Annotated in this window: 10 protein-coding genes; 3 read left to right on the top strand and 7 right to left on the bottom strand. The window is 44.9% G+C overall.

All coding sequences use genetic code 11. The features are described from left to right. The first annotated feature begins 488 nt into the window (after window positions 1-488). Window positions 489-1535 (top strand): IS110 family transposase, encoded by a 1047-nt coding sequence (locus tag JN178_RS02510; protein WP_202263406.1) that lies wholly within the window; start codon window positions 489-491, stop codon window positions 1533-1535. Between the two features lie 465 nt (window positions 1536-2000). Here the strand turns inward: JN178_RS02510 and JN178_RS02515 are convergent, their stop codons facing one another. The 5 genes from JN178_RS02515 to JN178_RS02535 all read right to left on the bottom strand — a co-directional run bounded on the left by JN178_RS02515 (window position 2001) and on the right by JN178_RS02535 (window position 4287). Beyond that, window positions 2001-2306 (bottom strand): hypothetical protein, encoded by a 306-nt coding sequence (locus JN178_RS02515; protein WP_202263412.1) that lies wholly within the window; start codon window positions 2304-2306, stop codon window positions 2001-2003. Between the two features lie 118 nt (window positions 2307-2424). Continuing rightward, window positions 2425-2790 carry a hypothetical protein gene (locus JN178_RS02520; RefSeq protein WP_202263413.1) on the bottom strand — a complete coding sequence of 122 codons (366 nt, stop codon included), beginning with the start codon at window positions 2788-2790 and terminating at the stop codon, window positions 2425-2427. A gap of 102 nt (window positions 2791-2892) precedes the next feature. Continuing rightward, window positions 2893-3417 (bottom strand): hypothetical protein, encoded by a 525-nt coding sequence (locus JN178_RS02525; protein ID WP_202263414.1) that lies wholly within the window; start codon window positions 3415-3417, stop codon window positions 2893-2895. Between the two features lie 112 nt (window positions 3418-3529). Beyond that, entirely contained in the window at window positions 3530-3874 is a 345-nt protein-coding gene (locus JN178_RS02530) for a hypothetical protein (protein WP_202263410.1), read from the bottom strand. A 131-nt stretch (window positions 3875-4005) separates the two neighbouring features. Beyond that, window positions 4006-4287 carry a hypothetical protein gene (locus tag JN178_RS02535; RefSeq protein ID WP_202263415.1) on the bottom strand — a complete coding sequence of 94 codons (282 nt, stop codon included), beginning with the start codon at window positions 4285-4287 and terminating at the stop codon, window positions 4006-4008. Between the two features lie 481 nt (window positions 4288-4768). On the opposite strand from JN178_RS02535, the gene JN178_RS02540 reads away from it, so the two are divergent. Then, window positions 4769-5923, top strand: a complete 1155-nt coding sequence (locus JN178_RS02540; protein WP_202263408.1) for an IS110 family transposase — start codon at window positions 4769-4771, stop codon at window positions 5921-5923. A 1006-nt stretch (window positions 5924-6929) separates the two neighbouring features. Beyond that, on the top strand, window positions 6930-7898 hold the full coding sequence (locus tag JN178_RS02545; protein ID WP_202263416.1) for an integron integrase: 969 nt from the start codon (window positions 6930-6932) through the stop codon (window positions 7896-7898). 71 nt (window positions 7899-7969) lie between these two features. Here the strand turns inward: JN178_RS02545 and fadA are convergent, their stop codons facing one another. Both fadA and fadB read right to left on the bottom strand, forming a co-directional pair. Next, the gene (fadA, locus tag JN178_RS02550) at window positions 7970-9133 is read right to left on the bottom strand and encodes an acetyl-CoA C-acyltransferase FadA (protein WP_071816941.1); all 1164 of its coding nucleotides are present in this window, start codon (window positions 9131-9133) and stop codon (window positions 7970-7972) included. An 18-nt stretch (window positions 9134-9151) separates the two neighbouring features. Continuing rightward, complete coding sequence (gene fadB / locus JN178_RS02555) at window positions 9152-11302, bottom strand: fatty acid oxidation complex subunit alpha FadB (RefSeq protein ID WP_202263417.1); 2151 nt, start codon at window positions 11300-11302, stop codon at window positions 9152-9154. Between the last annotated feature and the right edge of the window lie 206 nt (window positions 11303-11508).

Below are 11508 nucleotides of genomic sequence, written 5' to 3' on the forward strand. Positions count from 1 at the left end.
GCATTTGGATCAGGCCGCGGGATGTGGCACAACCTACGAGGGCGTTATGATGGCGATAACTTAACGGTTATTGATCCACGAGCATAGACTGATGAGAAGGTGACCACGGCGGAGTGAGTAAGGTAGGCGCTGTTCATTATAATTAATGAATAACCCACGAATACCAGCATGATAACCGACGACATTACTGCCTCATCCGGTGCGTTAGCTCATTTATTTTGAGTAATAAAGAATACTAATTATGGGCTGAAAGAGTGTCAGGGAAGCGCTCGTTCAGGGTTGACAAAGGGAGTCATACCAACGCCCAACTAAGGGGCGATAACACATGGGCTAAAATTAGGAACGAAGTGACGCAGCCCATGTGTTAGCGTCCCAGCGAGCGAAGCGAGTGCCTTGAGTGGTTTGATACTTATTGAGCCTTCTCCCCAGCTTATCCAATTTTATTGGCTAAGCTGGAAGGCGACCAAACCCAAAATGGAGAAGACTCAATGCAATTCTATACTAACTTACATCCTTTTTACTGCGGAATCGATCTTCATGCACGAATGCTTTATGTGTGCATCCTAGATGAACGCGGCGAGATACTGGTTCATAAGAAGATAAAAGATTCTCCCGAGCAGCTTTTAAACCTTCTTTCACCCTACATCGGGAATATTGTGGTGGGCGCAGAATGTATGCACTGCTGGTACTGGCTTAGTGATTTTTGTGAACATCATAATATTGATTTTATCCTTGGCCACGCTCTCTACATGAAAGCTATTCATGGCGGTAAGACGAAGAACGATAAAATTGATGCGTACAAGATTGCCAAGTTAATACGAGGTGGTAATTTTCCTTTGGCTTATGTTTATCCAAAGGAAAAACGTGCTATTCGAGATTTATTGCGTAGACGAACGCACGCCATGCGCCATAGTGCCGAGTTGAAAGCATTCATAAAGAATGCGTTGTCACAATACAACCTGCCAGTACCTGAAAAGTCAGACCTAAGCTACACCACCGGTCGCGATGCAATGCGTGGACACTTCCCTAATCCACAGGTTCAACGCAGTATTGATATGAATCTACGATTGATAGAAGTTTACGACCATGAAGTCAGCAGTATTGAATGTTATGTAGAAAAGCTCACTAAGCATGATAATGGTAGAGACTACTATCTGCTGCGTTCATTGCCTGGTGTCGGGCGAGTATTGGCCCTTACCATTCTTTATGAGATTGGCACTATTAAGCGCTTTGACAGTGTTCAGAAGTTTGCGTCTTATTCTCGGCTAGTCAAATGCAAAGCGGAATCAGCCGGTAAAGCCTACGGTACACAGGGTAATAAAATTGGTAATGCGCACCTTAAATGGGCGTTCTCTGAAGCCGCAGTGCTGTTTTTGAAGGGTAATCCTCCGGCGCAAGCTTATCTCGCAAAATTACAGAAGCGCATGAGCAAAGCTAAAGCGCTCTCTGCATTGGCACATAAACTTGGTCGTTGTATGTACTTTATGTTGAAGAATCAAACGGTGTTTGACAGTGAGCGCTTTTTAGCGGGGTAAGTCGCACAGACGGATGAGCTGACCGCCTAACTGGTCGAATGGCGAGTATTGTGTTCATGATGATTTAGGGAAAAGAGCCTGTTCAACATGAACTATACCAGTGTCCACAGCCACTACGCTTTGATTAGACATCCGTCTGTTGCGCATCAACACTCTGTGCTAAATCGCTTGCGCCTGAACTGAGCCTGCCCCTAACTGGCGACATAAATCAGCCACTACGTTTGAATAGTGCCAGCATCAGGTTAACCGATGAATGTCTAGTGCCCCTGTACTCGTAATGGATTCCATGGTAACAGGCAGCGATGAGATCGCACTAAGAGAGCCTCTATATGTGTTTGCCGCAGGCGATGCCTTACGGCAACAATGACAGATGAAGCTAGGAGATTTAGCCCAGAGATTTGGACTGGCTGCTAACGCAGCCAGAGAAATACTATTATCTATTGACGGGAGTTGGGCTCATATGTGTTATGTGCGTACATTTTCATTTCGCCTTTCCGTTTTACTGAGATGTCGTAATCTAGCACCCAAAATTGAGCCATAAATTACAAGAGCAACAGATAAACTTACCCCTAGTGTAATTGATTGGCTAGTGGAAGAATTAAGCGAACCTATTAGTGCTAAGCCAACCAAAGACGCAAGAATTAACCCTAAGCTCTCGTAAAGCCAAAAAACTCCGGTGGATTTTCTTTTCATAACAAAAAGTAAAGGAAAAGCTATAAGTGTGACAGCCAAAATGGGAAACAAGAAAATAAATAAAATCCCTGTAAGCATTTATATTCCTTTAAGCACATAACTTCCAAATATGGGGCGCAAACACGTGTGCAATAATGGCGTAGCCGCGCACGTGTTTGCGTCCCAGCGAGCGTTAGCGAGTGCCATAATTTGTTTGTTAGGTTTCATCTCCGCCTTTTAGATTTATATGGAACTTACCCTTAAAAAGATAATAAATTGAAGGCAAGCCAAAAAACACAAAGAAACCAATAGGACCCGACAATGATTCTGAAGCTGAATAGCTTTGATACAAGTATATTGCAGAAAGTACTAGCAACATTGTTGCAATTGCATAATTGAGTATTCTAACCAGTCTTCCGCGCCATTCAGGTTCCCAAATTTTTAACATAATGATTGGGAATACTATCCAAACCAAAACACCAGCAATCCAAGCTGTCCACTCTTGGCCTGTGATGAAATAAAACAGCCAATACAACGGGAAAAACAAAACAACAGCCAAAATTGCGATTACAAGTAATCTCACAATGAAACCTAACACCCCGCTTAGGGGCAATAACACGTGGGCTAAAATTTGGAGCGAAGCGACTGAGCCCACGTGTTATTGTCCCAGGGAGCTTGCGACCGACTACAGCGGTTTGTTAGCCACAGACACTTCATTCAATACATCCTTGATGATCCTTTTAGATCTCATCAATGAAAACGGATAAGGTCGATAACTGATGCAGAATAATAAAACACAATTCTCTGAATATATAACATAAAAGTCGTCGTTCACATAATGCCCAAGTTTTGTATATTGAGCAGCGGTAAATTGCTTGTTGTCATAATGAGTTATGAAATCTAGCTTCTTAAGATATTTTTTTAAGGCTTCACGAAATTCATCCGATTTTAAAACAACCGCATGCGTTCCACGAAACTGCAACTTAAACGTTAAAAAACCAAATATCGTTGAGAAAACAAGGATTGCCACAGCAAACCATGCGTTTTTTGCTGTTGGGAAAGTAAACTCAAAAAAAGCGATAGCTATAATGAGGAAAATGACACCGTGAAATGCAGCGTTAGGTAAAAGGTCTGCATAACGACTTAAAGAGGAACCTTCCGTAGCCAAATTATTAGTTCGTTTAGTTTGAGAAATCTTAGGCTTTTTCATAAGTGGCTAACACCCAAATAAGGGGCAGTAACACGTGGGCTAAAATCCGAGCGAAGCGACAGAGCCCACGTGTTACTGTCCCAGGGAGCTTGCGACCGACTTAATGTGATTGTTAAGTTTTATCTACAGCGATAAATTGTTGAATTGACACTTTGTCTAAAGTTGGCATGTCTGATACAGAAACGGCAAGCTCATTTGAAAATAGATATAGCTCTTTATTCTTTGCTTTATCAATTAACTGTTTAAACTCTTCAGCAGACCTTAGAAGATGCCAACTGTTCTCGAATCTAACATATTCCCCTTCACGTTTATCCAAGCTATAAACGGTCCTTTTGCAGCCTTCAACAATTTCAACATTTACCCATTTTTCATTTTCTTCTCTTACAGAACAAACCCAAAGTAAAGTTGAGACAGATACTCGATCTCTTGAGTCTTTCGAAGGCTTATGAATATTCATGAGCTGTCCTTAAAACTTAACGCCCAACTTAGGGGCAATAACACGTAGGCTAGAATTGGAGCGAAGCGACTGAGCCTACGTGTTATTGTCCCAGTGAGCGCCAGCGAGCGGCTACAGTTGTTTGTTATGTTTTACACGCCGCCATTTACAGCCACCCAATACATTAAACCAATAAACGTGGAAAGTGTTAATGCCAATAATAGGCTTGCAGTCGCTTGTAGACGACTGTGCCCTTTAATAAACGCAATAACTCCAATTACTACTGCAATTATAGATATTGGGAATGCTAATAAAGCAATGTAAAACGGCAACTCATGCAAAATATTTTGACCATTAGGTGCGGCAAGTTCCCACGATACAAAAGTGAAAGTAATTCCAATTACCCACCCAGCTAAGGAAGTTTTGAGTGCCACTCGGCCCAAATTTCTCATTTAGTTATCACGAAACATAACTTTTAAATAAGGGGCGATAACGCGTAGGGCATAATAGCGAAGCGGCCCTGCGTGTTAGCGTCCCAGTGGGCTTTAGCCCACGACTTAATTTTTTTGTTATACACAAACCGTATGTTAACTGCCAGCATGTTGAAGAAAATAGGGTAAAAGTACTGAATAAAACAACCAACGTTTTTAGCTTTTACTTGCTGCCAAAGAAGAGAGCTGCTTGAGTTGAAAAGCGGTGCTTTCAAGCTTCCTTCGATGCTGACCGAAAACCAAAACGAACCTCCAAAGCCGTTGTAAAAAAGTAATGAACTTCGGCCTGACTTTTACTAAAGAATGGGTGGTGTATAGACACAATGACTCCCTGTGAAATGCTAGCCTCCGCATTCTCGTGGGTTAACTTTTCAGCCAGAGCCATAATTAGTTTGTTCAATACTAAATCAATTTGGAGGCTAGCATGAACAAACATAGCATGATTTTTATCGGATTGGATACGCATAAAGAGTTTCACGAAGTTGCTTATTGTGAAGAACAGCGTGGCGCGTCGCCCGTTCATTATGGTCGTATTCCCTCCTCTAAGGTCTGTGTCAAAAAGCTTATTCGCCAGTTTGAATCTAAATATCCTGGTGCAACACTTCACGTTGTTTATGAGGCTGGCCCTTGTGGCTATTGGATTTATCGTCTGATAACGAGCTTGGGACACTGTTGCTATGTTGTGGCACCGTCTCTTATCCCGAAAAAGCCAGGAGAGCGAATTAAAACCGACCGACGAGATGCGCTTAAGCTCGTTAGGTCACTAAAGTCTGAAGACCTTACACCCATCTATGTGCCCGAGCCGGAAGATGAAGCTGTGCGGGATTTATCTCGAGCTCGAGAAGCAGCAATGAAGGATTTAAAAGAAGCGAAGTACCAGCTTAAAGCTTTACTATTGCGAAACAACATACGCTATGAAGGTACGGCCAACTGGTCGAAGAAACACCTTCGCTGGCTCACGGAATTGATATTGCCTCACCCGGCCCAGCAAATTGTCTTACAAGAACAATTGCAAACCATAGAAGAGCGTATCCGGCGACTGGAAAGGCTCGACAATGAGTTAACCCACCATGTACACCAATGGCGTTATTATCCGGTAGTGAAAGCCGTTCAGGCGATGCGAGGTGTTCGATTGCTCGTTGCTGTTGGAGTGGTGGCAGAGCTTGGTGATTTACAGCGTTTTGACCATCCAAGAAAACTCATGGCGTATTTAGGTTTAGTCCCCAGCGAACAATCATCAGGCGGAAAGCGACACTTAGGAGCCATTACAAAAGCAGGAAATGGCCGAGCACGGCGTTTACTGATTGAGGGGGCGCACAGCTACCGTTATCCGGCTAACGTCTCTACTGAATTACAGTTAAGGCAGGAAGGCTTACCTAAAGACATCGTCGATATCGCTTGGAAAGCACAGCTTCGCTTGTGCAAACGCTATCAGCGCATGAGTAAAAAGGGTAAACACTACAATTTAATCGTTACCGCGATTGCCAGAGAAATGGCTGCTTATATTTGGGCTATTGCAAAGGAAGTGGTACTTACGCCGGTTAATCCAAAACTAAGATTGAGCCGAGTACCTGCATGATAAACGAGTTTGAGCTAACGCATTTGGATCAGGCCGCGGGATGTGGCACAACCTACGAGGGCGTTATGATGGCGATAACTTAACGGTTATTGATCCACGAGCATAGACTGATGAGAAGGTGACCACGGCGGAGTGAGTAAGGTAGGCGCTGTTCATTATAATTAATGAATAACCCACGAATACCAGCATGATAACCGACGACATTACTGCCTCATCCGGTGCGTTAGCTCATTTATTTTGAGTAATAAAGAATACTAATTATGGGCTGAAAGAGTGTCAGGGAAGCGCTCGTTCAGGGTTGACAAAGGGAGTCATACCAACGCTAAGCTAAGGGGCGATTGCACGTGGGGCATAATAACGAAGTGGCCCCGCGTGTAAGCGTCCCAGTGACCGAAGGGAACGACTTTAGCGCTTTGTTAGAAGCAGAACCTGTTCCGTTGGCCTTTTTAAAAACTAATGAAGCCAGCATACGATTGATTGTTAACGCAAACAAGAGAAACGACAGCGCGATGATGCTTTTGATTTAACTGAAGCAAGCCGCCATTTGAACTAACAAACGCATTGGCGCTTGCTGGCTGAAAATAAGAACTTGGTGTTAAAGCGCCTAATGCGCAACCTTTGAATTTAATGCGGCGACATTAAAACTACCAAAAGCCAGAGCGATGCTATTGAAGACAGGTAAGGGTAGTTGCACTGATAAATTTATAGAGCCAAACGAAGTTTAGGCTGACGCCTTCTAACAATTTAATCGTCCCCAAAACGGGACGATTTCCCGAACCGGAACGGGGTTTTTGTCCGTTTGAGCTTTCATAAGGTTAAACCATAAGCTACTACAACATCTACTAAATTTCACTTTTGGTGTTTTTCGCGCAAAGTTTAAAAACACCAAAACGACTTGCAGGTGAATTTGGTGTTTTTCATGCGTTTTATCTGCTCAAAACTGGCGTTGTGATCAGTTATTTAGGAAAGTTTTATTGCGTAAACTGCTTCTACTTAGGAGCAAGCCATGAAATCAACCTTTATCCAAACGCTTTATGATCACATGATGCTGAAGCGTTATGCAAAACGTACTATACAAACATACCTCAACTGGATTACCGATTATATTCGTTTTAATAATTTTCAGCATCCTAAGGACTTAGATTCTGTGCACGTTGAAGCGTATCTAACGCATTTATCAACAAGGCGAAAGAACTCGCGTTCTACACAGGCTACCGCGCTCAATGCGTTGGCATTTTTATACAATAAGTACCTTGACCAACCGCTTCCCGAAGATATGAATTTTGTGGGAAGTGGGCGCGAGCGAAAACTGCCCGTAGTGCTTACACAGCTGGAAGTAAAAGCGCTGCTGGGCCGCGTACCTACTCATCATTATCTAGCGGTAGCATTGTTGTATGGCAGTGGGCTTCGATTAATGGAATGTACGCGCTTGCGGGTGGGCGATATCGACTTCGATTATAAATGTGTGCGCATCTGGTTTGGGAAAGGTGGAAAACACCGTGTTGTAACCTTGTCTGAATCGCTACTTCCGCTGTTAAGAAACCATATTAGCGAAAGTGAAAAGCTACTTGCTAGAGATTTATTGGTTCCAGAATTTGCTGGCGCCTGGATACCCCATGCGTTAAGAAAGAAATACCAACAGCGCAACAAAACCATTGAGTGGCAGTATTTGTTTCCCGCCGCAAAGCTTAGTACCGATCCTGAAAGTAAATTGCTGCGAAGGCACCATATCGACGAAAAGCAAATACAAAGGGCTGTTACGCGGGCAGCAAATGATGCAGGCATCATTAAGCATGTTACTCCTCATACCCTAAGGCATTCTTTTGCAACTCATCTATTGCAGTCGGGAGCGGATATAAGAACGGTACAAGACCAACTTGGTCATGCCGATGTGCGCACAACGCAGATATATACGCATATATTACAGCAAGGTGCTAATGGTGTGGTTAGCCCTCTGTCTAGCTTAGTTTTTTAATGTAGGCAGCCAACAAAAAAGGGCCCGAAGGCCCTTTTAAAAACTTAGCTTTTAAACCCTAATTCAAACGCTTATACACGCTCAAATACGGTAGCAATACCTTGGCCTAAACCAATACACATTGTCGCTAAGCCTAGGCTTACGTCTTGTGATTCCATTAGGTTAATAAGCGTACCCGAGATACGTGAACCAGAACAACCTAGTGGGTGACCAAGTGCAATTGCACCACCGTTAAGGTTAATCTTAGTATCTAGGTGGTCCATCCAACCTAGTTGCTTAATGCACGATAGTGCCTGTGCCGCGAACGCTTCGTTAAACTCAGCAAGTTCAATATCGTCCATAGTAAGGCCAGCGCGCTTAAGGGCTTTTTGTGTAGCCGGAACTGGGCCATAACCCATGATTGCCGCATCACAACCTGCCACTGCCATCGAGCGAATTTTCGCACGCGGCGTTAGGCCAAGCTCTTTCGCACGGTCTGCCGACATAAGTAGCATAGCCGACGCACCGTCAGACAGCGCAGAAGACGTACCCGCAGTAACGGTACCGTTTACTGGGTCGAACACTGGGCGAAGTGCCGCCATGCTCTCAGCCGTGCTTTCTGGGCGTACTACTTCATCGTAGTCAATTAGCTTTAATACGCCGTTCGCATCGTGACCTTCAACAGGCACAATCTCGTTAGCCCAGCGGCCTTCAAGGTGTGCTTTGTGCGCTAGCTGGTGCGAACGTGCGCCAAATGCGTCTTGTTGCTCACGAGTAATACCGTTTTGACGGCCAAGTAGCTCGGCTGTCATACCCATCATGCCCGACGCTTTCGCCGTGTACTTAGCAAGACCTGGGTGGAAGTCGATGTTGTAGTTCATCGGTACGTGACCCATGTGCTCAACACCACCAATCATGTAAATGTCACCACGACCGCTCATGATGCCGCTTGTTGCATCGTGAAGGGCTTGCATTGATGAACCACATAAACGGTTTACCGTTACCGCGCCTGTTGTGCGTGGAATTTGTGTTAATAGTTGCGCGTTACGTGCAACGTTGAAGCCTTGTTCTTTAGTTTGTTGAACACAGCCCCAAATGATGTCTTCAATTTCCGCTGGGTTTACGCCAGGGTTACGCTCTAGTAGCGCGGTCATTAGTGCTGCAGATAGGTCTTCTGCACGCACATTTCTGAAAACACCGTTTTTTGAACGACCCATAGGGGTACGTACGCAATCGATTACGACCACTTCTTTCATTAGATTTTCCTCCGGGTCTTATGCGAAATAGGATTTACCAGCAGCGGCCATTTCACGAACGCCGTCTGAGATCTGATAAATTGGACCAAGTTCAGCGTACTTGTCTGCCATCGCAACAAAGTTCGCCAAGCCAATGGTTTCAATCCAACGGAAAATACCACCGCGGAATGGAGGGAAACCTAAGCCGTAAAGTAGCGCCATATCTGCTTCAGCTGCGCTATCTACAATGCCTTCTTCTAGGCAGCGAATTGCTTCGTTTGCCATAGGGATCATAAGGCGTGCAATAATGTCGTCAGCGTCAAAGTCTGTCTTTTCAGCTACGTGTGGCGCCATTAGTGCGTAGGCTTCTTCAGCAGGTGTTTTAGACGGCTTACCGCGCTTATCAACACCGTAGTTGTAGAAACCTTTACCGTTCTTCTGACCTAAACGCTCTTCTTTGTAGAACAGTGTTACTGGGTCGTTGTCTAGGCGAGCCATACGCTCTGGAATGCCCGCTGCCATAACGTCTGCTGCGTGATCGCCTGTGTCGATACCTACAACGTCCATTAGGTAAGCAGGGCCCATTGGCCAGCCGAAGATTTTTTCCATTACTTTATCAACGGCAACAAAGTCAGCACCGTCGATAAGAAGCTTACTGAAGCCCGCAAAGTATGGGAACAATACGCGGTTTACCAAGAACCCTGGGCAGTCGTTAACCACAATGGGGGTTTTGCCCATTTTAAGGGTAGCGGCTACCACTGCATTAATGGTTTCTTCTGACGTTTTTTCGCCACGAATAATTTCAACTAGCGGCATGCGGTGCACTGGGTTAAAGAAGTGCATACCACAGAAGCGCTCTGGCTTGTCTAGGCTTTCAGCTAGTTGGTTGATAGAGATAGTAGAAGTGTTTGAAGTGATAATAGCGTCGTCAGCTACATTGTCTTCTACTTCTTTAAGTACAATACCTTTTACTTTCGGGTTTTCTACAACCGCTTCAATCACAAGGTCTGCATCTTTAAGCGTGCTGTACTCAAGAGTAGGCGTGATAGCGTTAAGTGTTTGCGCCATTTTAGTCGCATCAACTTTACCGCGCTGCATGCCTTTACCAAGAATTTTCGCTGCTTCTGAAAGGCCAAGGTCTAGCGCACCTTGGTTAATGTCTTTCATGATTACCGGCGTGCCTTTCACAGCGCTTTGGTATGCAATACCGCCACCCATGATGCCTGCACCGAGTACCGCGTTAAGCTTAGATTGCTTGGTTGCCGCTTTCGCTTGCTTCTTACCTTTGCTCTTAACCAGCTGGTCGGCAAGGAAAATACCAATTTGTGCTTTCGCAGCGTCGGTTTTCGCAAGCGCTACAAAACCTTCGTTTTCAAGCTTAAGTGCGCCGTCACGGTCTAGGCCCGCTGCTTTTTGAACAGTCTCAACCATTTTGTGCGGTGCTGGGTAATGTTTGCCAGCTTGTGCAAATACCATAGCTTGAGCAGTAGAGAAGCTCATCATAGCTTCGTTTTTGTTTAGCTGTAGTGGGGCTTTCTTAACCGCACGACGAGCTTGCCAGTCAAATTTACCGTCAGCTGCGTCTTTCACCATTGAAAGCGCACCTTCAACTAGCGCTTCTGGTGCTACTACTGCGTCAACCGCACCTTCAGCAAGGGCTTTCGCGCCTTTTCTGTCGCGGCCAGTGGTCATCCACTCAAGGGCGTTATCTGCACCAATTAGACGAGGTAGGCGAACTGTACCGCCAAAACCAGGCATAAGGCCTAGCTTAACTTCTGGCAAACCAATTGAAGCCGTGGTGTCTGCAATACGCATGTCACATGCCAATGCCATTTCACAGCCGCCACCCAGCGCGAAACCGTTAACTGCAGCGATGGTAGGGAAAGGTAAGTCTTCGAAGCGGTCGAATACTTGTGAAGTATTGGCAACCCAATTTAGTACTTCTGCGTCGTCCATGGCGAATAGGCCAGTGAACTCGGTGATGTCTGCACCTACGATAAAAGCAGGTTTTGCGCTACGTACTACTAAGCCTTTTACGTCGCCTTTGGCAAGTAGGGCTTGTGTTGCTTCGTCAAGCTCTGTCACCGTTTGGCGGTCGAACTTGTTTACTGAACCTTGGGCGTCGAATACCAGCTCAGCAAAGCCGTCATCTAACAGGCTGACGGAAAGACTTTTGCCTGTGTATATCATTATCATCTCCTTCGGCATTGGCCAGGATGTTAGTGAATTAAACCAACAAGTTTGTAGGGTCGTACTCAAAACACTAACGCGTTAGGGTGGCTAGATTCTTTACAAAGCCACACAAAATTTCAACGAAAAATTCAAACAGCTGTTTCAATCTGTCTTAAGGTAGTGGTCCGATGACTTAAATTCAAGAGCAAATAGTGAATATAAGC

The organism is Alteromonas sp. KC3 (genome assembly GCF_016756315.1).
GTDB lineage: Bacteria > Pseudomonadota > Gammaproteobacteria > Enterobacterales > Alteromonadaceae > Alteromonas.

Coding starts and splice junctions, on each gene's coding strand:
- JN178_RS02545 (WP_202263416.1), top strand. CDS start 6,930: ATGAAATCAACCTTTATCCAAACGCTTTATGATCACATGATGCTGAAG.
- JN178_RS02540 (WP_202263408.1), top strand. CDS start 4,769: ATGAACAAACATAGCATGATTTTTATCGGATTGGATACGCATAAAGAG.
- JN178_RS02510 (WP_202263406.1), top strand. CDS start 489: ATGCAATTCTATACTAACTTACATCCTTTTTACTGCGGAATCGATCTT.
- JN178_RS02515 (WP_202263412.1), bottom strand. CDS start 2,306: ATGCTTACAGGGATTTTATTTATTTTCTTGTTTCCCATTTTGGCTGTC.
- JN178_RS02530 (WP_202263410.1), bottom strand. CDS start 3,874: ATGAATATTCATAAGCCTTCGAAAGACTCAAGAGATCGAGTATCTGTC.
- fadB (WP_202263417.1), bottom strand. CDS start 11,302: ATGATATACACAGGCAAAAGTCTTTCCGTCAGCCTGTTAGATGACGGC.
- JN178_RS02525 (WP_202263414.1), bottom strand. CDS start 3,417: ATGAAAAAGCCTAAGATTTCTCAAACTAAACGAACTAATAATTTGGCT.
- fadA (WP_071816941.1), bottom strand. CDS start 9,133: ATGAAAGAAGTGGTCGTAATCGATTGCGTACGTACCCCTATGGGTCGT.